The organism is Sulfitobacter sp. M22, assembly GCF_021736025.1.
Taxonomy (GTDB): domain Bacteria; phylum Pseudomonadota; class Alphaproteobacteria; order Rhodobacterales; family Rhodobacteraceae; genus Sulfitobacter; species Sulfitobacter litoralis.
The window spans coordinates 39,050-63,191 of record NZ_WMEC01000007.1 but is presented as its reverse complement, the minus strand read 5'-3'; the positions used below and the strand labels follow the sequence as shown (position 1 = coordinate 63,191).

Here is a 24,142-nt window from a genome sequence, read left to right as displayed (position 1 = left end):
TGTAGCGTGCAAATGGTGGGGCTTCTAATGAGCAAATGGTGGATGTTCTAGTAGACAAATGGTGGGTTCTCTAATAGGCAACCAGTGGTAAGGAACCAGACCTCTCATACGAGGGGCGTTCTGCAAAGCTCGAAAGGGAAGCGCCGGTCCATGAGTGATACAGAAGACTATCTGCCAAGACACCTCATTCCAGAGCTTGAAGACGCGATCGCATCAGCGCGTGTAGTTAACCTCATCGGCCCGAGGCAGGTTGGTAAGACGACACTTGTAAGAGACTTGTTTGGCAATGGCCGTTTTATCACTTTGGATGACGCTGCAGTCTTAGCCGCCATTGAAGCTGACCCAGAAGGGCAGCTCACCAGTCTAATGGAAGACCTGGACCACGCCCCGCTTATCATCGATGAGGCTCAGCGGTCTAAAAAGCTGGCTCTGGCAATTAAGAGGGTGGTCGATACCAATCGGCGCAAAGGGCAATTTGTACTTACCGGATCCTCCAATGTATTTACGACCACTGATGTCGCTGACTCTCTCGCAGGCAGGATGCGCACACTCAAGCTCTGGCCCTTGTCAGTTGCAGAAATCAAAAGAGCACCTGTCAGCCGCCTAATGGATTGGGCGATGCAAAAAGACCCGAAGCTGGGACAAGTGGCCGATCCAGAGCCAAACACCCGAAGTGATTACATTGATTTCATTCTGGAAGGTGGGTTTCCCGAAACCAGAACGTTGCCAATCAGATCCCGTCAGCGGCAGTATAGGGACTATATCGACGCGGTCGTTGAGCGCGATGTGGCAGATATCACGCCGGTTCGAAAACCAGATGCGCTGCGTATCCTGATAGACCAGATGGCGACACGGTCGGCTCAAGAAATCAACGCTTCCGAACTTGCCAAACTGACCAAGCTGCAACGCGTTACGGTCGAGCAATATCTGGACATCCTGATACGATTATCGATGCTCACCAAACTGGGTGCCTGGACATCGGGTGAGGGCAAGCGGGAAATCAAGAACCCAAAATATCACTTCGCAGATTCAGGCATCGCTTGCGCCTTGCGTCGCTTCACTGAAGATACCTTTACCATCGACAACAATCCGCAAGCCCTCGGCGGTCTGCTGGAGAGCTTTGTTTTGAACGAACTGCTGAGAGCCGTCCCAATGCAGGATGCTGACTATCGGCTTTATCACTGGCGCAGTGCGGACCAGCGGGAGATTGACATCCTGATCGACGGCGGCAGCCACCTGGTCTGTGTCGAGGTCAAGGCCTCTGCATCGGTCAGCGGCGATGACTTCAAACATCTCAAATGGTTCTCAAAAAACGGGCCTGGAGGCAGCAGGATATGTACTGGGATCGTGCTTTACTTGGGTAAAGAAAAACTCACCTTTGGCGATAGGAATTTTGCTCTCCCGGTGAGCGCCCTTTGGAGCGATATCAATGCCTAGGTTGCCATATCAAGTCTCATAAGCCCTGCCTTGGTCTGCTCTCGTCGAGACGTGGGCCGAGAGCGCAGTCAATGAAAAATTATAGAGATTTGCACTTCTACTTTAGCGATAGTGATTGCATCGAAAACCTCGCAAACTAATGTAATCCGTAAGAGGGTTTCGTTAATGGCATCAATTTTTAAATTCTTTCGAGTTATCTTTTTCTACGCACTTTATTTTTTGATGTGCATGGTTGTCGTAACGGTCGCGTTGCAAAGTTGGCCAGATGGCACGCAAATGCTCTTTGCCTTTGGGCTGCCTGCCGTTTTGGTCTGGTGGGGCCGTGTTGCATAGATCAACTGCAACTCAGAGCGCGCCCTACCCGAGACGGAATTCAGGCGGTACGTTCAAAGCTTGGGTGGCCAAGTCCGGTCATCCAGTTGAGAACCCGGACGCCAATCTTGGCTTCTGTTTTCTGATTTTCGAAGGTACGCGCCTTTAGCTTTGGCCCAATAACCACCTTCCAGCGGCCCATGAGGGTTTCGCCCCGGCTGCGTTGGTTGTAGCCAGTGGCTTTCTGCCAGGCCATCCGCCCGCGGGCTGCGACGTCGGCGATATGGCGGTCACGTACCGTCGGATCTTTGGCTGCATTTAGGCTCAGTAATGCGTTTTTGGGGGGTGGGATCGTCAGCTCGATCAGCGATCCAAACCGGGCAGTAAGCAAATCAGATGTTGGTTTTCCATCATAAGCTCCATCTGCAAGGAACCGATCAGCCGGGCCGTCGATTTGATCCAAAAGACCTGGCAGCGCCGTCGGATCACCGACGTCGTCCTTGGTGAGATCAGAGCAGACAATCTCACCACTGACAAGATCAAGACCGAGGTGGAGCTTGCGCCAAGAGCGCCGTTTACGCCTAGTTTTATGCTTCTCCTCGAGCCAGTCACCTTCGCCAAAGATCTTCCAGACCGGTACTGTCCACAACCAGTTGCACTGGTTTGTCACACTTGGACTTCGGCTTTGGGCGCAACGTCAGCCCATTGCCACGGCGCGACAGGGTGGAAAAATCCGGCACTGCGATCGCAACCCCCAGCAGCTGCGCAATAGAGCGCATCAAGCCTTGGGTTTGACGCAGAGGCTGCTTGAAAACTAGACCCAGCGTCAGGCACATCTCGATCGCCAAGTCAGAGTAGTGCGGCTGTCCGCCGCGCGTGGTACGGCGCGGCGCCGACCACAAGGAAAGTGCGTCTTCGCTGATCCAGACCGTCAGATCACCACGCCGCCGCAAGCCTTCGTTATACTCGGCCCAGTTTGTTACTCGATGCCTTTGCTTCGGAATTTTGTCACGCCGATCGGCGTTGAACTTGTACGGCATTTACAGCATCCTGAAACGAACAGAACGCACCCAATATCAGCCGACCGGGGGTCCCTGCAACAACGCCTCGCTGAACTCTGTCACGGTGCAGACAAGTACCATGACGTCGATGGTCTTCTTCATTGTACTGGGCGCATCGGTCTTCTCGCTGAGTTTCCACCTTGTTGGTGGACCGGATGTCATCTTCGACTGGATATCCACATTCGATCTCTCCCGATGGGAGTTATTGGCGATGCTTCTTGCTGTGGTCATCGTCCTTGGGTTTGTTTTTGACTGGATCGAGGTGCTGCTGGTCTTCATACCCGTGCTGATGCCGATCTTTTCGGAACTCGACTTCGCAGATCACGTCGGCTCAGCCTACTTTGCACAAATCTGGATCGCTGGCCTGATAGCACTGGCTTTGCAGACGTCCTTTCTGACGCCTCCCTTCGGCTATGCCTTATTTTTCGCCAAGATGGCGGCACCGAAAGGTATCAACCTTTCCGATATCTATCGCGGCGCGGTACCGCTTGTCGCCATTGAGATCGTTTTGATTGCGGCGCTAATCTCGTTCCCTCAGCTTATCACCTGGCTGCCTGAAGTGACCCTTGGGCCTGCAGACACGCCGCAGCTGATCGAACGGTGACAGATGTTTCTGGCGCGGATAAGGGAGTTGCGGCGGGGTCACAAGAAGAAGTCATAAAGTTCGCCAGGGGTTTGATTGCGCGCGGCCCGAAGAGACTACCTTTACAGATGGTCAGAGACGGTTTCGGAATGCGTTGAGTACTCTGATCGAGACATTCGAGAATAAGAGTGCCGTCAAGGAACACGAAACAGCTCAATACGTCATAGTGGAAAAGGCCACGTCGCACATTCAGCTCACGCTTCTTCGCTCGCTGCCTTGTGCTTATGACCTCTGCCGCCAAACTCGGACGGGTCGTCACAGGCGTGGCGCGCGCATTCCAGCTCCAGCGTTGTGTGTTCGATGTTGAAGCGGTCGGCCAGCGCCGTCTTGATTTGCTCTTTCACGGCATCCGCATCGCTCCAGCGACCTTCCGCGATGACCACATGCGCGTCGAGCGCGGCGCGGTGTTCGTCCATCTGCCAGAAATGCGCGTGATGGATGCCAGCCACGCCGTCGAGGTCGCGCACCGTATCGAGAACCGCGCCCGTCTCGATCTCGGGCGGCGAGCCGAGCATGAGAATGCGGATGACCGGGCCGATCTCGCGGAAGGATTGCCAAAGGATGTACCCTGCTATCAGAACGGTCACGATCGGATCAACCAGTCGCCAATCGTAAAGCAGGATCAGCGTGCCCGCGACGATCACCGCGACAGAGCCGAGCGCGTCGGCGACATTGTGCAGGAAGGCCGCGCGAATGTTCACACTGGATTTGGACATCGTGTAGGTCAGCATCGCAGTCGCCGCGTCCACGACGAGCGCAATGCCTGCGATGACCACGATCAGCCAGCCCTCGACGTCCTGCGGGTCGGCGAAGCGCATCGCGGCTTCGTACAGCAGGTAGAGACCGGTCACGATGAGCGTCGTGTAATTGATGAGGGCGGCCACAACCTCGACCCGGCCATAGCCGAAGGTCATTTTCGCATTCCGTGGCCGCCGCGCGATCTTGCGCGCACCAAAGGCGATGATGAGCGAAATCGCATCGGAGAAATTGTGAAGCGCGTCTGCGATCAGGGCGAGCGAACCGGAAACGATGCCACCCAGAATTTGCGCGGCCGTCAGGCCGAGATTGACCGCGATGGCGGCGAATACCCGACGGTCACCTGCTTCGGGGTCAACGTGATGATGGTGCCCGTGTCCCATATCGGCAACTCCTTCATATCCGGCCCATGTGATGGATGACATCCAATGCCCGGACGGCAGAAATCCGGGCGGGTCTCATGACAGTGCACGCCACGATGAAAACTTTGGAGATGTCTGCGGGGGCGCGCCCGAAAACGTTGCAATGTTCATCGAACTCTCCTCCTCTGCCAATTCTGTATCCAAGCAAGCCTGAAGCGCGTTCGTTCCATCAGGTAAGGGCTCCCGAGGCTGACTTCGCATGCTGCCCATGGACCGTTTCGACAAGTGAATGATGCCCACCTTGTCTGGGCGCAAACCAGCGGTGCAGGGCGGGCATGACCAGTAGGGTCAGCACGGTTGACGAAACAAGCCCCCCGGTTACCACAGTGGCAAGCGGGCGTTGGACCTCGGCACCGACGCCGGTGGCGAAGAGCAATGGTGCCAGCCCAAGTGCCGTCGTCATGGCGGTCATCAGGACCGGACGCGCGCGCAGCCCTGCGGCCTCAATGGCCAAAGCCTCCAGATTGCGACCGGCGCGCGCAAAATCATCCATGAAACTGACCAATACCATACCGTTGCCCAACGCGATGCCGAACAATGCGATAAACCCGACGGTAGCAGGCACCGACACCGGTAACCCTGTCAGCCAGAGCGCCATCGCACCACCTGTCAGCGCCAAGGGGATATTCAACAGGATGAGGATCGCTGATTTCAGGCGACCAAAGGTTACCAGAAGGATCAGCAGAACGATGCCCAACGTAATCGGAATAACCACTTTGAAACGGGCATTCGCCTGTTGCTGAAGCTCGAATTGGCCGCCCCAGACCAAACGATACCCGGGCGGCAGGTCCAGCTGAGCGTCCGTCAACGTCTGCGCTTCGGCAACGAAAGAGCCGATATCGCGACCGCGCACGTTGGACTGGACCGTGATGAAGCGTTCGCCATCTTCGCGTGTGATCTGGCGTGGACCGATTACAGTTTCGATATTGGCCACTGTGTCCAGCGGCACCCGTGCGCCCGAAGGCGATTCCAGCACGATGCGTCTGATCGCCTCCGGTGTGTCGCGGCTTTCTTCGTCAAAACGCACCATTATCGGAAACTGTCGCACGCCCTCGAACAGTGATCCGGCTTCGGCCCCGCCGACGGCTGCACGCAGCCCATCCAACGCGTCCTCAACATCAAGCCCGTAGCGACCAAGGGCTGACCGATCCACGGTTACCACAAGTTGCGGCGCACCGGTGATCTGGTCGGCCTGTACCTCGGCAGACCCCTCAACCTGTTGCAGGAGTGATTGCAGGACTTGTGATCGCTCCAACAGAATTTCGGAATCCGGTCCAAAGATTTTGACGGCCAGTTCGGCGCGTGTGCCGGTCAGCAATTCATCAACAGCCATCGCGATGGGTTGGCCGATATTCACCACAATCCCCGGAAAGCTTTCCAGATCTTCCGAAATCGCCGTGCGCAAACCTTCGGCAGACAAGCCGGGCCGCCACTGATCGACCGGGTTCAGCTCGATAAAGGCTTCGGCGCTGTTGGTCGGGTCAGCATGCGCGCCAACCTCACCACGCCCAATACGGGTCACGATGGACTTGATTTCAGGAAAATTCTTTAACAGCCGCTTTTCCACAAGCGTCGTCGTCTTCGTTCCTTCGGTAAGCGAAATCGAGGGTGCCATGGTGACGCGCATCAGAATATCGCCTTCCTCCAACGATGGCGTAAATTCGGAACCAAGTCGCGATCCTGCAAAACCGCCCACCGCCAAAAATATGCCGCACAGGACGATGGCGAAAAAACGGTTACGGACAAAGAACCCGGCCGCACCACTGACCATCGCGACAGTCCGCCCCGGCTTGTCAGGGGCCTTCTTGCCGGATCGGCGCATCACCGAAAAGGCCATGGAAGGCGCAATCAGGGCCGCATAGAACAGCGATCCGGTCATGGCGAGTGCAGCCGATGCCGCCAAGGGCCGGAAGGTTTTGCCCTCAACCCCTTGCAGCGAGAAAAGCGGCAGGAAAACAACGATAACCACGGCAACCGCCGCCACCAGAGGTGCGATTACCTCGGCGGTAGATCGGGCAACCAACATACGCGGCTCTTCAGAGCCGTCATCTTCCTCAAAGCTGCGATCCACGTTTTCAGAAATGACAATCGCCCCATCCACCATCATCCCGATGGCGATGGCGACCCCGCCCAGAGACATCAGATTGGCGCTGATGCCGAGCACGTACATTGCGATAAACGCAAAACCGACGGAAAACGGAATCGACAGGACCACAACCAGACTGGGACGCCAGCCGCCCAGGAAGACAAACACCACCAACGCTACGAGCACAGCCCCCTGCCACAACGCCGTCGTGACGGTTGCGGAGGCCTTGTTTACCAGCGTTCCCTGATCATAGTAGGGGACCGCCAGTACACCATCCGGCAGGCTTGCGTTGATTTCCTCAAAGCGCTTCTGGACCCGCGCGATGACATCGGATGTGTTGGTGCCATAAAGTTTCAGAACCAACCCTGCGACAACTTCGCCTTCACCATTGGCGGTTGCAAGACCTTGCCGAACGCCACCGCCAACGATGATGTGGCCCAGATCGCGCACGCGCACGGTGCGCCCGTCCTCCACGTTGACGACAATCTCTGCGAGATCAGAGATTGTCTTGGCAAGTCCAACGCCGCGCACCGTGTATTGTTCGGATCCGATTTCGAGGAATTGCGCCCCTTCGGTTTTGTTTCCGCGCTCCAATGCGCTGATCACATCGGCGATTTGAATATCATAGGCAAGCAGCGCATCGGGATCGAGCCTGACCTGATATTGCTTTTCATAGCCACCAAGGGACAAAACTTCGGTGACACCCGGCACGGTCTGCAACTGATACTTGACGATCCAATCCTGAATTTCGCGCATCTCGACAAGGTTGCGTGCGCCGGTCTGGTCTTCCAGGCGGAAATACAGGATGAGGCCAAGGCCGGTTGAAATCGGACCCATTTGCGGGTCGCCAAACCCGTCTGGGATGTTGCCACGCGCTTCGGCGAGCCGCTCGCCCACGACCTGACGGGCGAAATAGACATCCGTCCCGTCCTCGAAATAGATGTTCACCACCGACAGCCCGAAGTTGGAGACCGACCGCATGTTTTTCAGTTTCGGAAGGCCCGACATCGCCGTTTCGATCGGATAGGTCACATAGCGTTCAACCTCTTCGGGGGCGAGCCCTTCTGTTTCGGTAAAAACCTGAACCAGCGCGGGTGTCACATCGGGAAAGGCATCGACAGGCAAAGCGCGAAACGCAAAAAGCCCGCCAAGCGTCATCGCAAAAGCCGCAATGGCCGCCAAAAGCCAGCCGCCTGCGATGCGGTGCATAAAATCAGTCATAATCAGCTATCCTAATGTCCGTGGCCGTCGCCAAAGGCGTCTTTTTCAAGTTGGGCTTTGAGTGTGAAGGCCCCGTCAGAGACAAAAAGGTCGCCTTCCTCCAGCCCGCTGCGGATTTCCACATAGCCGCCAGCGGTTGTGCCGACCATGACGGCGCGCGGTGCGAACCCGCCGTCAACAGGGACAAAAACAGACGGACGGTTCTCTACCAGTTGCACGGCGGATTGTGGCACGCGCAAAACCTCCGCGGCATTGCCGACGCTGAGATCTGCAATCACAAACTGGCCGGGGGTCAGGCTTCTGTCAGCGTTGTCGAGGATGACACGCGCCGTCGCCGTGCGCGACACTTCATCAATAACCGGTAGAATAAAGGCCACCGTTGATTGTGCGATGACGTCGCCTGCGTCTGATTTCAAGGCGACGGGTGCGCCAACGCGAACGCGGCTGATGTCCTGTTTGTAAACTGCGATATCGGCCCAAACCACGCTGTCATCGACAATCGTGAACAGCACCTTGGCGCTGGAATCCCCGGCTGTTACCGTTTCCCCCAGCGTCGCCGCACGTCGCACAATTGTTCCCGCAAGTGGTGCAGTCAGATAGGCATTGGCATTGTTGCCATCCGGAGCAGTGGCTATTTTTTCGAGGGCGGCGTGATCAATTCCGACGGCATGCAGCTCGGTTTCTGCTGCTTCACTTTCGGTCTTTGCCGATTCATGCTCTGCGCGGGCTGTCTGAACATTCGCCTCGGATGTGACTTTTTGCGCCCACAGACCTTCCAGGCGTTCCAACGCCTGTGCGGCAAGGACTTCATTTGTTTGCGCAATGATCCATTGCGATTTCAACCCGGCAAGCTCACGGCTTGTGATCAGTGCCAGCGTATCTCCATAGGCAACGGTGTCGCCTTCACCAACCAAAAGCCGATCTATGACCCCGCTGACTTTGGGGGTGACATTTGCCATCCGGTCTGCGTCAAAGCGGATTTCTGCTGGCAGGCTGAGGGACTCGCCCAAGGCTCCCAACTCAGCTTGCTCTAGTAGGATTCCGGCCTCTTTCGCGACTTCGGGGGCCAGTTTGACAACATCGCCACCGCCTTCATCGCCGTGTGCGCCCTCAGCTTCGCCCGCATGATCGTCATCGCCATGCGCATCCTTGGCTTCACCTGCGTGGTCATCATCGTCGTGCGCATCCTTAGCTTCACCGGCGTGGTCATCATCGTCGTGCGCATCCTTGGCTTCACCGGCGTGGTCATCATCACCGTGCGCATCTTTGGCTTCGCCCGCGTGGTCGTCATCTTTCGGCGGGGTTGCGGCTGCGGCTGTCATCGGCAAAGGCGTTTCCGCATTGCCAGACGTGGCAGGTATCGTGACGAAGGCTAATACGCCCACCGTCAGCGCAGCCATGGTCATTGTTGTCGGTTTCATAATCGTACTCCAGGGATTGAATAGGTCACCGAAAACACGTCCGGGTACCTGTTGGAACTTCGTCTGCCATGATCAAACCGATGAAGTGGCCCTGAAACAGGTTCGGCTCAAACGGTTTGATCTGCTGTGATATTTATGAGTTTTACAAAGCCCGTTTCGACACGGCATATGTAAAATACCACTCTGCAATAGGGGCAGATCAGCCTCGCGGAGGACGGTAAAAACCTTGGAGCGTGGCAAGGACCACAGAGGCGTCAGCCCAATGTCGCGATCGGTCTGCTGACGACTGATCGCATGCCAACTGCACCTGCCCCGGTCCAATAATGTGGATATGGCAATCGCCAAAGCCATGGGATGCCTCACCATTCTCGCTATATCTTTGATCCTGAGCAGTTAAATCAAGATTAACCATATCGGTAGCAAAGACAACTTTTTCAAAGACTGCTTCACTTGCCTCAAATACATAGGCATCGGCTTTTGCAATGTTGAAATTCAGAGCAGCCGCAAGCAGTATGGCTAACCCGATTTTAGCAACACGAATGGCGGACAAGTACTTCATAATGGGACCTTTACAGGACACGTAACCGATGGTCCATTCGCTTTTTGTCGCATGTTATTCACCATCAGAATCATAGGCTAACTTCCGTTCTGTTCTGCATCGCGCGCCTCATCATCAGCCGGATCAGCCTTCGGGGCCGCGTGCGCCGATGCCAAGGACCGGGACGGTGATTTAAAGCTCCGTTCCGTCAGAAAAGAGCAGGGTTAGCGGAAAGGTCTCCCCCTCGACGAGCGGAGATTGCAGTTGCATGAGCATGGCGTGATATCCGCCGGGTTCGAGGGCGATCATGCCCCCGAGCGGGATCATGATATCGTCCGCCGGAGCCATGCTGCTGACGCCGTCAGAATTGGTTCTGGTTTCGTGGATCGAGGCCATGTCGGAGATCTTCGCGCGAAGACCGATGAGAGAGATCGGATCGCTGCCCTCGTTCCGAACGGTCAGATAGGCCCCGCCCGGTCGCGACATTCCAAGGCTCGCGCGCGCCCAAGGGCTCTCGACCACAATCCATGCGTTGTCTGACAACTGCTGCGCTGACGATGCCATTGGCAAGCCCATCAGAAGAGTGACAGGCAGGCTCTGAATTGCGTTTGCGAAGGTTTTGAACACCTTGGTTCTCCTGTTCGTTCTAGTTGGTTGCTACAGCCTCGACTTCGGCTTGGACGAGCGACAAAAGCTGCTCCGCACCGAACTCTGGCAAAGGCTTACCGTTGACGAAGAACGTCGGTGTGCCCTGGATTCCGACAGCTTCTACATCGGCCCGGTCCTGATTGAGGACGCCGACGATGCTGGGTGACATGATCTGATTTGCGGCGGCGTCTGTGTCCAAGCCCGCCGCTCCGGCGATCTCCATGATGCGCTCAGCTGCCGGAGCGCCGTGAGAGGCCCAGGCAGGCTGATTTTCAAGCAGCGCTTCCAGCACGGGAACAAAAACGTCCTGCAACCGAGCCGCTTCCAGCACCTTGATTGCCAGCTCGGACCCTTCGCCGTGGAACGGCGTGTAGCGCATGACGACGCGCACATCGTCGGGGTATTGCGCCAGTATCTGCTTCACGATGGGATGGAAGGCGCGGCAGGCCTCGCAGGCTGGGTCGAAGAACTCCACGATGGTCACCGGCGCATCCTCGCGCCCGAGTAAGGGAGAATAGGACCGAACAAGACGATCCTGTTGTTCCAGCGGAGCGGCTGTCGCCACCGGGGTCGGATCGGGGCGCGACACGAACCACGCACCAGCCGCAAAAACGGCCAGCACCAGAGCGAGTATCGCAAGCAGAAGAGTCTTTCGGTTCATATTGAAATCCGTCGAAGTTGAATGAGAAGGACAAGGATCGCCCCGAACGTCAGCAGGGAAAGCAGAGGGATCGGTATACCGACGATCAGCATCGCGTCATCGGTGCAGGATGGCCCGGATGCAGTGCAGGGCACGATCGGCGCAGGCACGATCCCGGCGTAAAGCAGGAAATGGTAGAGGGCGACAGCACCGCCCAGAACGGCAAGGGGCGCGGCATAGCGCCAGATCGAGAGGTCGGCGCGCCACGCCGCCACGCCCAGGATGACCGCGAGCGGGAACATGAAGGCTCGTTGGAACCAGCACAGATTGCAGGGAGTCTGCCCCAGAACCTCTCCGATGAAGAGCACGGCAAGCGACCCAGACAAGGCGACGAACCATGCCGCGAACAGGAAAGCCACCGGATTCTCGGCACTTGGCGTTGCGTCTGGCCCAGCTGTCACGTGCCGATTCTTTCGCGAAGATCGGCAACGATCAGTCCGGGTTCCTGATCGTATTCGTAGATGCGGACGAACTCGCCCTCCGGATCGAACAGGAGGAAGGACGACGTGTGCCCTATCGTATAGCCGTCGGGTGACGAGGCTTCCTCGGTCTTCTGGTAGTAGATCTTGAAGGTCTCGGCTGTTCGTTCGATCTGGTCCGGCGATCCGCTCAACCCAAGGATTCCGGGACCGAACTGGGGAACGTAGTCGGCCAGAGCGCCTGGCGTATCCCTTTCAGGGTCGACCGTGATGAACAGGGGCTGGACGGCGGCACCTTCGGTGCCGAGATCGTCCATGACCTGCGCGATGGTTGCGAGCCCCATTGGACACACGTCGGGGCAGTTCGCAAATCCGAAAAAGACGAGCATCCAGCGCCCCCGGAAATCCTCGTCGGTCTGCACCATACCGGTATGGTCCGTCAGTTCGAAATCCGCAGCGAAACTCTCGGCCTCGGGGTCGACACGCGCGGTGGTCGGTCCTTGACCGCGTTCGGTCATCCAGAGCGTGGCTGACACCGCCGCAGCGACAACCACTGCCGACCAGAGAACTATCCGGACCTTCTTCATTGCTTGCGCTACCCACCTGTTCAGTTCGTCTGTGCGCGGGATACAAGCTACAGCAGATAGAGGTTCAAGCGAAAAGTTGCTCTTTGTTGTCCGAAGTCACACCAAAGTGAAACCTTGTCTTTTCATGGGAGTTGGCTCTTCGGTAAGCTACAGTCTTTGTAGATAGAAGGATCGCTCATGCTGGCTATTGGAACACTCTCGCGGAGAACCGGAACCAAGGTTCAGACGATCCGCTATTATGAAGAAATCGGTTTGATGAACGAGGCCGGAAGGACGGCGGGTGGCCAGCGCCGGTATTTCGAGAAAGATCTGGACCGGCTGGCTTTTATACGGCACTCCCGCCAGCTCGGCTTCTCGCTCGATTCCATCCGGGAGCTGCTAGATCTGTCGGACAACCCGTCCCAATCCTGCGCGGAGGCGGATTCGATCGCGCGTCGGCAACTCCACCAAGTCGAACAGCGGATCAAGCGTCTGCAAGCGCTCAAGAAGGAGTTGAAACGCATGGTCGCCGAGTGCGACGGTGACAGCGTTGCGGAGTGCAAGGTTCTGGAGGTCCTTCGAGACCATGCGGAATGTCTCACCGAGCACGACGAGATTGGGGCTTGAACGCCGCAATTGCCTATCCGCTGGCTGCTGTCGCGGAGATCAGCGGGTGTTTCGCCATCTGGGCGTGGTGGCGTCTTGGGGCATCACCGCTCTGGCTCGCACCCGGCATACTCGCGCTCGCGCTTTTCGGCTGGTTGCTGGCGCAGATCGAAACCAGCGCAGCGGGCCGCGCTTTCGCAGCCTACGGCGGCATCTACATCGGGGCCTCCATGCTCTGGATGTGGTTCGTCGAGGGCCAGCGACCTGACAGATGGGACTTCATAGGTACGTCTATCTGTTTGATCGGTGCCGCGATTATTCTTTCGGTGCCGAGAGAGACGTAAATATATTCTCTTGAACCTATAGTCGCTAGAGGTTCTATACACCTTTTTGATAGCGGCATCCGAAGAGGGCGTTTCCGGCCCCTTTGTTAGAAATCGGAAGGTTTGCCAGTTCGATGGTCAAAAGTGAATTCAGAGGGAAGAATGAAAAAGAGCGCCAGACGCTCTGGATTGTTCTATTTCTCAATCTCGCAATCGCTGCGGGGTTCTTCGCCACGGGAGCCATCGGCGATTCCAGCGCCCTGATCGCCAATGGTCTCGACAACACATCCGATAGCCTCGTCTATGGCATCAGCCTTCTGGCCTTGTCCCGGTCGTCGAAGTGGAAGCGGGGTGCCGCAAACGTATCCGGCGGATTGCTTCTGATCTTTGCGGTTGGCATTCTGATTGACGCTTGGCGGCGCTATGTCGGCGGTTCCGAACCGCTCGGAACTCTGATGATCGCAATGTCGCTGGTCGCTGCGGTCGTCAACCTCGCCTGCATCTGGCTGCTCGGGCGACTGAAGGAACCGGACGTGAACATCCGGGCCGCCAACACCTTCAGCCTCAACGATTTCGCATCGAACGGCGGCATCCTGATCGCGGGCGGTCTCGTTTGGTGGTTGGGCAGCAACTGGCCCGACCTCGTTGTCGGGGTCGCGGTGGCCGGCATCGCGGCATGGGGCGGCATAGGCATCCTGCGGGACGCGCACGAGGAACATCATGAAGCAGTGCATGAGGATCAGAAATGACGGCCGCTTGGGTCTACACGCTGATACCGGCTGCTGTAGCGATCGTGGGAGCCGTCGTCGCGGTCAATGTGCGACCTGGCCCCACGCTGGTCAGCGCCATCCAGCATTTCGCAGCAGGCGTCGTATTTGCTGCGGCGGCGGGTGAGATCATGCCGGATGTCGCCCATAGCGGATCGCCGATCGCGACGATCGTCGGAGGCTTTGCCGGAATCGGCGTGATGCTAGCGATCCGTCAGCTGGAACGGGTAATGAAGGGTTCGGCCGGGCTACTTACGCTCGTCGGCGTGGACATCCTGATCGATGGCCTGGTGCTCGGGATCGCCTTCGCGGCTGGGGCTCAAGCAGGCCTATTGCTGACCATCGCGCTCAGCGTCGAAGTTCTTTTTCTGGGTTTGGCCGTCACGACCGAGCTTTCGGAGACGGTGAAATCCAAGATGCGGATCGTCCTGATTATAGCGGCTCTCGTTGTCCTGCTTCCCGTCGGCGCGTTCATCGCAACGCCGGTCGCCAGCCTACCGGCGCATTACATCACCGGGTTTCTGAGCTTCGGCCTCATCGCGCTGCTCTACCTCGTGACCGAGGAACTGCTGGTGGAAGCGCATGAGACCCCCGACCGGCCATGGGTCGCGGCGATGTTTTTCGTTGGCTTCCTGCTGCTCCTCTCCCTCGAAGAGGTGATGTGATGGCCCGAGCCGCAATGAGAAGGAACCAGCATGCCGCATGATCATGCCCATATGGAGCCCAAGGAAGGTGACCGACGGGTCGCGATCGCCATCTGGGCCAACGGACTCCTGACGGTCGCCCAGATCGTCGGGGGAATACTCTCCGGCAGCCTCGCGCTGATCGCGGATGCCATCCACAACTTCTCCGACATGGCATCGCTCGTCATCGCATTCGGCGCCCGCAAAGTCGCGCGCCGCCCAGCGGACGCAAAGATGACCTTCGGATACGGCAGGGTCGAGATCGTGGCCGCGCTGATCAACTACACCTCTCTGATCATCATCGGCCTTTATCTGGTCTACGAAGGCGCGATGCGGTTTGTCGATCCGCCTGAAATCGAGGGCTGGACGGTGGTCATCCTGGGTGGTGTGGCCCTGTTCATCGACACCCTCACCGCGTGGCTGACCTATTCGATGCAGAAGGGCAGCGTGAACATCCGCGCGCTGTTCCTCCACAACCTCAGCGATGCGCTGGCGTCCGTGGCCGTGATCGTCGGTGGCGTTCTCATCCTGCTCTACGATATCCGCTGGGTTGATCCGGCGATCACCATCGGGATTGCCGTTTATATTCTCTGGCTCGCCTTCAGCGAGATCGGTGGCCCGATCCGCACCCTGATGTTGGGAAGCCCACCCGATATCGACACGGACAAGGTCATCGCGGCCGTCGAAAAAGTCGACGGTGTCGAGGAAGTGCATCATGCGCATTTCTGGCAGATGCAGGAGCATCGCGCGGCGCTCGATACACATGTCGTGGTCGCCCCGGATCGCTGGGAGGATGTCGAAAACATCAAGGAAGCGATCAAGACCCGCCTTTCGGAGGAGTTCGGAATCGATCACTCGACGCTGGAGTTCGAGAAGGCCGACAACAAACACGACGACGCAGCCCGTTACGGGCATGGATGAAAGGAGAACCTCATGTGGAAAGAAGTGAACATAGACGGCGACCGTGTGCTGGGGCTCGAATGCGACGGCAAGCTTTCGAAGGGAATTGTCACGTTAACACGGGTCCGTTGGCAGCGTTGGATATTTTTCGTAGTTGCTACGCATGAGTACGACTGTCAGCTACAAGCGCCACCGTTTTCCGCCAGAGATCATCACGCACGCGGTTTGGCTTTATGTGCGTTTCAACCTCTCCCTACGCGAGGTCGAGGAAATACTCCTGAACCGTGGCGTCGACGTTTCCTATGAGACGATCCGGCGTTGGGCGGCGAAATTTGCCCCTCAAATTGCCCGGAATTTGCGTCGACGCCAGGCCCGTCCCGGCGATATCTGGCATCTCGATGAGGTTGTGGTAACGATATCGGGGCGGAAGTTCTGGCTCTGGCGCGCGGTCGATCAGAACGGGCTTGTTCTGGAGGAAATCCTGCAATCCAGACGCGACAAGCGTGCCGCAAAGCGTCTTTTGAAGGCGCTGATCAAGCGGTTTGGCTTGCCCAAACGGATCGTCACAGACAAGCTGCGATCCTACGGAGCGGCCAAACGTGAAGTCGCATCCGGTCTCGAACATCGTTCCCACAAGGGCTTGAACAACAGGGCGGAAAACAGCCATCTACCGTTTCGAAAACGAGAGCGTTGCATGCAAGGATTTCGCTCTCCGGGCGGGTTGCAACGGTTTGTAGCCTGCCACACTGCCGTCCGAAACCGTTTCTCAGTTCCCGCCAGCCGCCGTTCCGCAAACGCAACACGCTATCATCGAATCGAAGCCTTCGACGCTTGGAAGGGCGCCGCGAGCATCTGACGCTCCAAAACAGGCCATTTCCTCGGCGCCAGCGAGTTAAGTTGACAACGCCCCAAACGGCCCTCCGGGCATTTCATGCCTGTCCGCGCGAAGCGCCGGGCCTGTCGGCGGGTGGCCTTCAGGTTGCCCGCCGACAGGTCACCCTGAAACCGCCCTTGGCCAGGATCACACCACAACGCAAAAGGCCCCCGCCTCCTGACGGGGGCCTCGATCATTTCAGTGGTGCGGCTGCTACTCGGCGGCCATCCGGTCGGCCTGCGCGGTGCGGTCCATGATGTAATCCACCGCCTTCTGCGCCTCGGAGGCGGCGCGGAATATCGCGCGGCTGTCTTCCTTCATCGCTTCAAGCCATCCTTCGACATAGGCCGCGCTCTGGTCGAATTCAGGCTCCACCCCGATCTGCGCGCAAAGCATGCAATTTCCGATCTCCGCGACCAGTTCCTCAAACGCGTAAGCCTTACGGTCATTGAACCGGCCTAAGCGGTCCAGCCGCTTTGTCGCGCCTGTCCAATGGGTCAGCTCATGCGCCAAGGTGCCGTAATACCCTGCGGCCCTGTGAAACGTGCCAATCGGCGGCATATGAATCCGGTCAGTCTTGATGTTGTAGTAGGCGCGCGGCTCCTCGGTCACGTCGATCTGTGCGCCGGTCGCGGCAAAGAACGCCTCCAGCTCGGGGTCGGCCACGGTGCCAAGATCACGGGGCGGATCGGGCAGGATGTAGAATTCAGCGGGCAAGCCCTCGATCTGATCGGCGTTGAACACCCGGTAGGCCTTGGCATAGGGGATCTGGCGTTCCTCACCGTTTTCGTCCTCGCGCTCGACGGTGCCGTATTTCACGACCGTGGCGGATTTCTCGCCCTTGCGAACATGGCCCCCAAGCTGCTTGGCCTGATTGAACGTCATCCAGCGGGCTGATCTGTAATCCTTAGCCATCGCTGTCGCCCAAAGCATCAGGATATTGATGCCCCGATAGGCCTCGCCGTTGAACCGTTCCGGCAAGCTTACCCCTGCCCCTCCGCCGGTCCACGGCTTGCGCCAGGGCGGCGTTCCCGCCTCGATCTGCGCGATGATCTGATTGGTGACATGGGAATAAACGTCAAACTTTTCTGCGGTCATTTGTGACCCTCCTTCAAGTGACGCGGGCCGGGTCTCTTTCCCTTTCCGCCGATGGGCGGGCCTTCCTTCTCTGTTGTCTGGAATGCCCATGCATTCCGGACGGCAGAGCAGGTAAGGGCAAAGCCCGTCCTGCGGCCTGGCGGGGCCGTGACAACCGGGTGGAGGGCGTGAATTTGGGAGGGAACCGCGCGCCCGCGCGTGGGAGGAACCGGAATTCTCGACCGGAACCGACGCCACAGGCGGCGCTTGCCGGTTTTCTCGGACCTGCCGGGATGGCAGGCGGATCAACAGTATTTGGAAGCTGTCTGGGTTGGGGTGAGCGGGCGCCAGCCCGTCGATCCCCTGCCCTGTCTATCGCTCAAAGCGATACCGGCGCACTGCCGGGATCACTGATCTCTATCGAGCCAAATCTAACTCGATAATATACGATTGATGCCTTCGTTAGATTCAGGCACAAGACGACCATCATTGTTTCTGTTGGTATGCGCGATGAACCAGACGATTGACCTCGAACTAAACGTCACCACCGAACAAGGCCTTCGGGCACTTGCTGAGGAGGGACACACGGTCGAAGTGCTGTGCAAAGCCGATCCTGAACGCAAGGGACCAAGCTGGTACGGTCTGTGGATCATGCGGACGGTTGGGAGTGATGGGCAGGAGAAAATCCTTGTCACTGCCAGAACGCGCGTGACGCAGAATGCGATCAGGGTGCGCGAATTCAAGACGGCAACCGGCGTGATTTCATTCCTTGTTGGTGTCGGGTTCTCTCAGGCGAGCATTCCCATGAAGAATGGAGAAACGACCTCTCATCGCCTCGTCAGTGACTGAGACCTGGATCACGGTCGATTTCCCTATCCTTCTCGACCTCCTGATCCTTCTCCTGGTCGCGCTCGTCCTCAATTTCCAGCTTTTCGCGCGGCTTGTTCAGCACGTCCTTCAGGCGCTCGTTCACGGACGGCTTGCGCGCCTCGCGGCTTGTGTCCTCGCCCAGATCATACTCGCTGTGACCATCCAGCTTGTGAACCGCCGACTGACCATCGCGGCCCGCGTCTTTCTCCATGATCTCTTTCAGCCGCTTACGCGCGTAATTGCGACCTTCCGGCTTCGGCGCGTCGTCTTGATCCCGTGACCGGCCCACGACCTGCGACAACCGCTCCCGGAAATCCTCCGGGTTGCGCTCGCTGCTGCGATCTTTCGCGGTCGCGGCCCTGAGTGCGGCCAAACCGGCGGATACGCGCCCCTGCCCTGCGTCCCGCTCGGCCCCATAAGTCTCCCGCGCGATATCCAGCCGCTCACGCATTTCGCGGAAAGCGGCGCGCGCCTGGCGGGCGGCATGGACCACGGCCCCGCGCTCAGTGACGGGGACGTATTCCCGGCCCTGACGTTCGGCCACAGCTTTCGCCCGTCGCTCCATGGAATTGGCCGCTGGCCCCAGCTTCAGCTCGGGGTCGCGGTCCAACTCCTCGGCCGTCAGCTTGTCGCCACGATCCAGCGCCGTCTCGCGCTGCTTCTCAAGCGACCGGTGATCGACACGCTCGACTCCTCCGACACGCTCCAGCGCGCGGTTCTGCAACTCGGCCCAGAGGCCGCGCATCTGCTCGATCTCGACGCCGCCGGTCTTCGCGGAATCGAGCACGCGGGTTTTGGCTGTGAAGCCCCCGGCTTCCAGCTTGCGGGTGGAGGTCAGGACGTGAGCATGATGGTTGCGCTGATCGCCTTCGCGGTGGGGCGCATGGATCGCCACATCGACGGCCACGCCGTAGCGGCTGACCAGCTCCTGGGCGAAGTCGCGGGTGATCTGCGACCGGGCCTCGGCGCTGATCTCGGACGGCAGCGCCAGCTCCCATTCGCGGGCGGTGACGGAGTTGCGGCGGGTCTCGCTGGCCTCGGCCTCGTTCCAGAGGCGGGACCGGTCCGAGGCCCAATCCGGGGCATCCTTCGGGGTCAGGATGAAGGTCTCCTCGATACCCTGCTTGCGGGTGTAATCATGGACGCGGCCTTCGCGCTGGCACTCGATGCGCTCTCCGACACGGTAGGCGGCAGCAGCCGTGGCAGAGCGCCCGGCGCTGCGTTTGATCGTCTTCACGGAGAGGTGGTAGCTGGCCATGCGCCCTCCCCTCGCCCGTGATGCAAACGCCCGCACGCGGCGGACCTAATCCGTGCCGATACCCCGATATTGGCCACCGGATCAGTCGTCTTTTCTCCGTCAGATCGCGCCCCAAACCGGCGCGATCCGAGGGGAAAAGACAGCCCGCCCGAAGCGAGCCTCTGGCTCACTGAGGCGCGGGCTTGCCAGTGATCTGCCCCCATATCCCCGGCCTCATGGGGGGCGGGATATGGGGACAGATCACTGGCGGTTTGCCGGAGGCAAACCCGGTATCGCGAAGGGGCATCAGCACCACCGCGCGATACCTCCCGCAAGGGAGACGCCAGCGGTAGACCGGCCCCCACCGTGGGGCATCGGGCGAGACGCTGGCGCGACCTTGCGGGACGCGATCCAACCGCTGAGGTTGGGCTGGGATGGTTTGGAAGGGGCGGCGCGCCCTTCCATGTCGCGGCGGCACGCAGCGAAGGGGATGGCCATCGGCCGGGGCTTTGCCCCAGAGAGATCGCACGCAAATCTCGAAGCCGCAGGTGAAGAGTTTGCATAAGTGCGCCCTTGTCCTTTACAGGCCTACGGGTAAGCGCTATCGCTCGATCTGACAAGACCAACCTGTCCACCTACTCTTTTCAAAGATGGAGACGCGCATTGGCGGATACCGAACTCGAACGAGCCGAGAAACGATATGCCCAGGCCAAGGCCCGTCTTCAGGCACTGAAGAACCGGGAAGCCACCAGACAGCGCAAGCTGGATACCCGGCGCAAGGTGATCCTGGGCGGTGCGCTCCTCGATCTGGCGGAACGGGATTCCGGGGCTGCCGCGATGCTCGACCGGCTGATCCGCAACCTGCCCCGTGAACAGGACCGCAAGGCCTTCGCGGACTGGGGGACGCCCACCGGGACGTCCTCCCCTGCACCATCCAACTCTGATCCGGACACGCCGTCCTGATGCGGGGCGTGATGCTCGTCTTCGGAGGGCTGTTCCGGTTCTTCGGTCGGTTGATCTTCACGCCCATCCTGTTGGGCTGGATGATCGGCGCTGTCCTGTTCGGCGCGATGATTGGGGCACTTGTCGCCACGCCGTTCGTCTTCGCCTTCTTTGACCAGCCGCCCGGAGAAAGCGCATGGCAGTGGCTGGTCTTCGGGCCCCTGATGTTTGTGGGCGCTGTCTTCGGGTTCCAGTATTGGCGCATGGCCTCTGGCGCGGACGCCTTCTTCGGGCTGACCGGCGACAGCCACGGCTCGGCCCGCTTCGCCAACCGCAAGGAACTGAAGAAACTCCAGCGGGAAGATGGCCTTCTGATCGGGCGCAACCCGCACACCGGACGGCTGCTGCGCTATGATGGTCCGGCCCATCTGATCACCCTCGCCCCGACACGGGCCGGGAAAGGCGTCGGCACTGTGATCCCGAACCTGCTGGCGGCGAAACGCTCGGTCCTGGTCATCGACCCCAAGGGCGAGAATGCCCGGATCGCCGGGGAAGCCCGGCGGCGGTTCGGAACGGTCCACGTCCTCGATCCGTTTGAGGTCACCGGGATGCCGTCTGCCGCCTACAACCCGCTCGACCGGCTGGCACCGGACAGCCTCGATCTGGGCGAGGATGCGGCCTCCCTGACAGAGGCGCTGGTCATGGACCCGCCGGGACAGGTGACGGAAGCGCATTGGAACGAGGAGGCCAAGGCCATCCTCGGCGGTCTGATCATGTTCTGCGTCTGCCACGAGGACCGCAACCGCCGGACGCTTGCCACCGTCCGGGAATATCTCACCCTGCCCCCGGAAAAGCTGCGCGCTCTGCTGGAGCTGATGCAGGACAGCGATGCGGCGAGCGGGCTGATTGCCCGCGCCGCCAACCGCTTCCTCGGCAAGGCGGATCGTGAAGCCGCCTCGGTGCTATCCAACGCACAGCGCCACACGCACTTTCTGGACAGCCCGCGTATAGCCAAAGTCCTGTCGCGGTCGGATTTCCATTTCTCCGATCTGCGCCACCGGATCGCTTCGGTGTTTCTGGTGTTGCCCCCGAACCGGATGGACGCCTACAGCCGCTGGCTGCGCCTTCTGGTGTCTCAGGCCCTTCAGGACATCGCACGGGACGCTGAGGCGTCCGTGAGGCCCCAGAGCGGCCTTGCAGACGCTCAAGGGGGCACACAGCGTCTGAAGACGCCCACGCTGTTCCTGCTGGACGAGTTTGCCGCCCTGGGCCGTCTGGAGGCCGTGGAACGCGCCATGGGGCTGATGGCGGGATATGGCCTCCAGCTCTGGCCGATCCTGCAGGACATGAGCCAGCTCAAGGACCTCTACGGCGAACGCGCGGGCACATTCATTGCCAATGCCGGGGTGCAGCAGGTCTTCGGGGTGAATGATTTCGAGACGGCCAAGTGGCTGAGCCAGATGATGGGTCAGGAGACAGCCGGATTCCAGACCGACAGTTTCAAGCCCGGTGACGGCCCCAGCTTCAGCAACAACATCACGGGCCGCGATCTGCTGACCCCAGATGAAATCATGCAGCTCCGCCCGGAAAACCAGCTCCTGCGCGTGCAAGGGCAAGCCACCGCCGTGGCGCAAAAGCTGCGCTATTACGCCGATCCCGAGTTCAAGGGGCTGTTCGTCCCGCAGGAACAGTAATCCGAAGGACGCTTCCCGATGCCAGACCAACCCAACCGCCCTGCCCTTTCCGACGATGATCTGCGCGAAACGCTCGATCTCATGGCCACGGCTGTCGCCAGCATGTCCGACAGGATCGACGATCTGACCGCCGTTGCGGACAAGCAGATCAAGGTCGCGACAGAAGCGCGGATTGCTGCCTTCGCCGCACGGGACCAGACCAACCCGAAAAAATACGGGGATCTTCTGGGCCAGACCTTCGACAGCCACCTGGGCGCAACCGCAGACGCGCTGACCGAGATTGTCAGACATCTTGGCGTCCAGACAGAAAAAACCATCGGAGCCTTGGCTAAATCGGAAGATGACAGGTCCAGCGTCTATCGAGCGGTGTTCGAACGGGAACAGAAAGCGGATCGCCTCAAAAGCCGCCTGCCCTGGTTTGGTCTGGGTGCATTGGTTGTGGCCTTGGCGCTGACGGTGACACTTCCTCGTTTCTTGGCCAGCAACGTATCCACATGCGCTGTCCTTGGAGCGTCATGGACCACGACAACCACGGGTGTTCATGCCTGCGTCTTCTATCAGCGGTGAGTGGTCATGTGATGGGGATGATCAGCTCTGCGTGAGAAGTTGTGTGTTATATATGTGTTATAGAACGTGTTACGAGAATCGCCATCTCCGCAACACGCTGATTTCGTTTCTCGATTCCACCACATTTTAGCCTGCGGGTGTGTAGAGTATCGAATAATGGTGGGTAGACTGTCGAAGAAAGGTGTGTAGAGTATCGAACATTGTACGCCCCTGGTGTGCAGACTGTCGAATAATGGTGGGTAGATTATCGAATAATGGCACGGCCCCGAAAAAGAACAGCTTTGCTGCCGCAGCGGCACACTGAGCCGGACCTGTTTGTTTGTGACATCCTGGATGCCACGCCTAAGAGTGACCGCGCCTCGATGGAACACCCCCTGTTCTCGCTCTCGATCAAAAAGGACCTAGCCGCATTCGAGTACGAACAAGGCAACGTGAAGGTGAAGATCACGCCAGCGGCTGAGGAAGGCCGCGCAAATGTCTTCGATAGGGATATTCTGATTTATGTTCTGAGCCAACTCATGGCAGCGAAGAACGAAGGTCAGGAGATCGGTCGTCGGGTCCGGATTTCAGCCCATGATCTGCTGAAGGCCACAAACCGCCATACTACCGGACAGGCCTACGCAACGCTTCGACGTGCCCTCACCCGTCTTCAGTTTACGCAGATCGAGACGAACATTCATGACCATGGCATAGGTGAGTGGCGTTCGATTTCATTCATCACCGATGCGCGGATTGTCAAGGAGGACTCCACAGGACGCCTTCTCAGTGTCGAGCTGGAAATGGGTGACTGGCTCGTCAAGGCCATCGAGAACAAGAACGTGCTGACGCTCAACAAAGCTTATTTTCAGCTCCGCAAACCCTTGGAGCGGCGCTTGTATGAGTTGGCACGAAAGCACTGCGGAAAGCAGGATGTCTGGCGGATTGGGTTAGATAAGCTGCAACACAAGACAGGCTCCACCTCTACAGCAAAAGAGTTCAAACGCCTTGTAAAAGCGATCTGCAGGGCGGATGAAGCGCAGTCCCACATGCCCGATTATCGCTTCAGGCTTTTGCATGATGTACTGGAAATTACTCCGAAGCCTGAGTTTCTGGAGATTTATGGCGATAGCCCGTCGTTCGCTTCAGAGGTATCGGTGCGTTTGTCCTCTGATGCCTACGATCAAGCCCGCAAGGCTGCCCCCACATGGGACGTCTATGCACTTGAGCAGGAATGGCGGATGTGGATGAACGACCCACCACGTCATCCCGATGCCGCTTTTATAGGGTTTTGCCGGAAGTGGTATGAGCGCAAGGGCAAGGCCCCATAACACTTAACAGATATCAGGTATCTGTTAAGTGTTGACAGTTATTTGTTAAGAGTTAAGGGTTGGTA

At 58.7% G+C, this 24,142-nt stretch carries 23 protein-coding genes and 1 pseudogene; 13 read left to right on the top strand and 11 right to left on the bottom strand.

Translation table 11 applies throughout. The annotated features are described in order from the left end of the window. The first annotated feature begins 150 nt into the window (after positions 1-150). A complete protein-coding gene (locus GLP52_RS18895; RefSeq protein WP_237273306.1) occupies positions 151-1,437 on the top strand; it encodes an ATP-binding protein in 1,287 nt (428 codons plus the stop codon). A gap of 373 nt (positions 1,438-1,810) precedes the next feature. Here the strand turns inward: GLP52_RS18895 and GLP52_RS18890 are convergent. Then, a pseudogene (locus GLP52_RS18890) lies at positions 1,811-2,789 on the bottom strand (IS5 family transposase). Here GLP52_RS18890 and GLP52_RS18885 point away from each other — a divergent pair. Further along, positions 2,779-3,414 (top strand): TRAP transporter large permease subunit, encoded by a 636-nt coding sequence (locus GLP52_RS18885; RefSeq protein WP_237273307.1) that lies wholly within the window; start codon positions 2,779-2,781, stop codon positions 3,412-3,414. The pseudogene GLP52_RS18890 and the gene GLP52_RS18885 overlap by 11 nt on opposite strands. A 233-nt stretch (positions 3,415-3,647) precedes the next feature. On the opposite strand, the gene GLP52_RS18880 is transcribed toward GLP52_RS18885, so the two are convergent. The 8 genes from GLP52_RS18880 to GLP52_RS18845 all read right to left on the bottom strand — a co-directional run bounded on the left by GLP52_RS18880 (position 3,648) and on the right by GLP52_RS18845 (position 12,251). After that, positions 3,648-4,592, bottom strand: coding sequence for a cation diffusion facilitator family transporter (locus tag GLP52_RS18880; protein ID WP_237273301.1), 945 nt, complete (start codon positions 4,590-4,592; stop codon positions 3,648-3,650). 208 nt (positions 4,593-4,800) lie between these two features. Next, entirely contained in the window at positions 4,801-7,938 is a 3,138-nt protein-coding gene (locus GLP52_RS18875; protein WP_237273300.1) for an efflux RND transporter permease subunit, read from the bottom strand. A gap of 11 nt (positions 7,939-7,949) precedes the next feature. Next, a complete protein-coding gene (locus GLP52_RS18870) occupies positions 7,950-9,359 on the bottom strand; it encodes an efflux RND transporter periplasmic adaptor subunit (RefSeq protein WP_237273985.1) in 1,410 nt (469 codons plus the stop codon). Positions 9,360-9,558: 199 nt separating this feature from the next. Next, positions 9,559-9,918 carry a hypothetical protein gene (locus tag GLP52_RS18865; protein WP_237273984.1) on the bottom strand — a complete coding sequence of 120 codons (360 nt, stop codon included), beginning with the start codon at positions 9,916-9,918 and terminating at the stop codon, positions 9,559-9,561. Positions 9,919-10,089: 171 nt separating this feature from the next. Further along, entirely contained in the window at positions 10,090-10,473 is a 384-nt protein-coding gene (locus GLP52_RS18860) for a copper chaperone PCu(A)C (protein WP_237273997.1), read from the bottom strand. A 70-nt stretch (positions 10,474-10,543) separates the two neighbouring features. Beyond that, on the bottom strand, positions 10,544-11,206 hold the full coding sequence (locus GLP52_RS18855; protein WP_237273983.1) for a DsbA family protein: 663 nt from the start codon (positions 11,204-11,206) through the stop codon (positions 10,544-10,546). Beyond that, on the bottom strand, positions 11,203-11,646 hold the full coding sequence (locus GLP52_RS18850; RefSeq protein ID WP_237273982.1) for a disulfide bond formation protein B: 444 nt from the start codon (positions 11,644-11,646) through the stop codon (positions 11,203-11,205). Before GLP52_RS18850 ends, GLP52_RS18855 begins: the two co-directional genes overlap by 4 nt. After that, on the bottom strand, positions 11,643-12,251 hold the full coding sequence (locus GLP52_RS18845; protein WP_394415512.1) for an SCO family protein: 609 nt from the start codon (positions 12,249-12,251) through the stop codon (positions 11,643-11,645). The genes GLP52_RS18850 and GLP52_RS18845 overlap by 4 nt, the downstream gene beginning before the upstream one ends. Before the next feature lie 177 nt (positions 12,252-12,428). Here GLP52_RS18845 and GLP52_RS18840 point away from each other — a divergent pair, with 177 nt between their 5' ends. From GLP52_RS18840 to GLP52_RS18815, 6 genes are all read left to right on the top strand, one after another. After that, complete coding sequence (locus GLP52_RS18840) at positions 12,429-12,857, top strand: MerR family transcriptional regulator (RefSeq protein WP_024099356.1); 429 nt, start codon at positions 12,429-12,431, stop codon at positions 12,855-12,857. Then, a complete protein-coding gene (locus tag GLP52_RS18835) occupies positions 12,824-13,180 on the top strand; it encodes a YnfA family protein (RefSeq protein WP_237273981.1) in 357 nt (118 codons plus the stop codon). Before GLP52_RS18840 ends, GLP52_RS18835 begins: the two co-directional genes overlap by 34 nt. A gap of 113 nt (positions 13,181-13,293) precedes the next feature. After that, the gene (locus tag GLP52_RS18830; RefSeq protein ID WP_237273980.1) at positions 13,294-13,908 is read left to right on the top strand and encodes a cation transporter; all 615 of its coding nucleotides are present in this window, start codon (positions 13,294-13,296) and stop codon (positions 13,906-13,908) included. Beyond that, complete coding sequence (locus GLP52_RS18825; protein WP_237273979.1) at positions 13,905-14,591, top strand: ZIP family metal transporter; 687 nt, start codon at positions 13,905-13,907, stop codon at positions 14,589-14,591. Before GLP52_RS18830 ends, GLP52_RS18825 begins: the two co-directional genes overlap by 4 nt. Positions 14,592-14,621: 30 nt before the next feature. Next, complete coding sequence (locus tag GLP52_RS18820; RefSeq protein ID WP_237273978.1) at positions 14,622-15,530, top strand: cation diffusion facilitator family transporter; 909 nt, start codon at positions 14,622-14,624, stop codon at positions 15,528-15,530. Between the two features lie 142 nt (positions 15,531-15,672). Beyond that, positions 15,673-16,365, top strand: a complete 693-nt coding sequence (locus GLP52_RS18815; protein ID WP_237273977.1) for an IS6 family transposase — start codon at positions 15,673-15,675, stop codon at positions 16,363-16,365. Between the two features lie 231 nt (positions 16,366-16,596). Here the strand turns inward: GLP52_RS18815 and GLP52_RS18810 are convergent, their stop codons facing one another. Beyond that, the gene (locus GLP52_RS18810; RefSeq protein ID WP_237273976.1) at positions 16,597-17,481 is read right to left on the bottom strand and encodes an ArdC family protein; all 885 of its coding nucleotides are present in this window, start codon (positions 17,479-17,481) and stop codon (positions 16,597-16,599) included. 489 nt (positions 17,482-17,970) lie between these two features. On the opposite strand from GLP52_RS18810, the gene GLP52_RS18805 reads away from it, so the two are divergent. Further along, positions 17,971-18,309, top strand: coding sequence for a hypothetical protein (locus tag GLP52_RS18805; protein ID WP_065334475.1), 339 nt, complete (start codon positions 17,971-17,973; stop codon positions 18,307-18,309). Here GLP52_RS18805 and mobQ read toward each other — a convergent pair. Further along, positions 18,299-19,588, bottom strand: a complete 1,290-nt coding sequence (mobQ, locus tag GLP52_RS18800; RefSeq protein ID WP_237273975.1) for a MobQ family relaxase — start codon at positions 19,586-19,588, stop codon at positions 18,299-18,301. The two genes, GLP52_RS18805 and mobQ, sit on opposite strands and share 11 nt — an antisense overlap. Positions 19,589-20,230: 642 nt before the next feature. On the opposite strand from mobQ, the gene GLP52_RS18795 reads away from it, so the two are divergent. The 4 genes from GLP52_RS18795 to GLP52_RS18780 all read left to right on the top strand — a co-directional run bounded on the left by GLP52_RS18795 (position 20,231) and on the right by GLP52_RS18780 (position 24,077). Next, positions 20,231-20,530, top strand: a complete 300-nt coding sequence (locus GLP52_RS18795; protein ID WP_237273974.1) for a mobilization protein — start codon at positions 20,231-20,233, stop codon at positions 20,528-20,530. Next, complete coding sequence (locus GLP52_RS18790) at positions 20,530-22,203, top strand: type IV secretory system conjugative DNA transfer family protein (protein WP_237273973.1); 1,674 nt, start codon at positions 20,530-20,532, stop codon at positions 22,201-22,203. Before GLP52_RS18795 ends, GLP52_RS18790 begins: the two co-directional genes overlap by 1 nt. Positions 22,204-22,221: 18 nt before the next feature. After that, a complete protein-coding gene (locus tag GLP52_RS18785; RefSeq protein ID WP_237273972.1) occupies positions 22,222-22,770 on the top strand; it encodes a hypothetical protein in 549 nt (182 codons plus the stop codon). 254 nt (positions 22,771-23,024) lie between these two features. Next, a complete protein-coding gene (locus tag GLP52_RS18780) occupies positions 23,025-24,077 on the top strand; it encodes a replication initiator protein A (RefSeq protein ID WP_237273971.1) in 1,053 nt (350 codons plus the stop codon). The last annotated feature ends 65 nt before the right edge of the window (positions 24,078-24,142 follow it).

Coding starts and splice junctions, on each gene's coding strand:
- GLP52_RS18895 (WP_237273306.1), top strand. CDS start 151: ATGAGTGATACAGAAGACTATCTGCCAAGACACCTCATTCCAGAGCTT.
- GLP52_RS18880 (WP_237273301.1), bottom strand. CDS start 4,592: ATGGGACACGGGCACCATCATCACGTTGACCCCGAAGCAGGTGACCGT.
- GLP52_RS18875 (WP_237273300.1), bottom strand. CDS start 7,938: ATGACTGATTTTATGCACCGCATCGCAGGCGGCTGGCTTTTGGCGGCC.
- GLP52_RS18870 (WP_237273985.1), bottom strand. CDS start 9,359: ATGAAACCGACAACAATGACCATGGCTGCGCTGACGGTGGGCGTATTA.
- GLP52_RS18865 (WP_237273984.1), bottom strand. CDS start 9,918: ATGAAGTACTTGTCCGCCATTCGTGTTGCTAAAATCGGGTTAGCCATA.
- GLP52_RS18860 (WP_237273997.1), bottom strand. CDS start 10,473: ATGGGCTTGCCAATGGCATCGTCAGCGCAGCAGTTGTCAGACAACGCA.
- GLP52_RS18855 (WP_237273983.1), bottom strand. CDS start 11,206: ATGAACCGAAAGACTCTTCTGCTTGCGATACTCGCTCTGGTGCTGGCC.
- GLP52_RS18845 (WP_394415512.1), bottom strand. CDS start 12,251: ATGAAGAAGGTCCGGATAGTTCTCTGGTCGGCAGTGGTTGTCGCTGCG.
- GLP52_RS18840 (WP_024099356.1), top strand. CDS start 12,429: ATGCTGGCTATTGGAACACTCTCGCGGAGAACCGGAACCAAGGTTCAG.
- GLP52_RS18835 (WP_237273981.1), top strand. CDS start 12,824: ATGTCTCACCGAGCACGACGAGATTGGGGCTTGAACGCCGCAATTGCC.
- GLP52_RS18830 (WP_237273980.1), top strand. CDS start 13,294: ATGGTCAAAAGTGAATTCAGAGGGAAGAATGAAAAAGAGCGCCAGACG.
- GLP52_RS18825 (WP_237273979.1), top strand. CDS start 13,905: ATGACGGCCGCTTGGGTCTACACGCTGATACCGGCTGCTGTAGCGATC.
- GLP52_RS18820 (WP_237273978.1), top strand. CDS start 14,622: ATGCCGCATGATCATGCCCATATGGAGCCCAAGGAAGGTGACCGACGG.
- GLP52_RS18815 (WP_237273977.1), top strand. CDS start 15,673: ATGAGTACGACTGTCAGCTACAAGCGCCACCGTTTTCCGCCAGAGATC.
- GLP52_RS18810 (WP_237273976.1), bottom strand. CDS start 17,481: ATGACCGCAGAAAAGTTTGACGTTTATTCCCATGTCACCAATCAGATC.
- GLP52_RS18805 (WP_065334475.1), top strand. CDS start 17,971: ATGAACCAGACGATTGACCTCGAACTAAACGTCACCACCGAACAAGGC.
- mobQ (WP_237273975.1), bottom strand. CDS start 19,588: ATGGCCAGCTACCACCTCTCCGTGAAGACGATCAAACGCAGCGCCGGG.
- GLP52_RS18790 (WP_237273973.1), top strand. CDS start 20,530: ATGCGGGGCGTGATGCTCGTCTTCGGAGGGCTGTTCCGGTTCTTCGGT.
- GLP52_RS18785 (WP_237273972.1), top strand. CDS start 22,222: ATGCCAGACCAACCCAACCGCCCTGCCCTTTCCGACGATGATCTGCGC.
- GLP52_RS18780 (WP_237273971.1), top strand. CDS start 23,025: ATGGCACGGCCCCGAAAAAGAACAGCTTTGCTGCCGCAGCGGCACACT.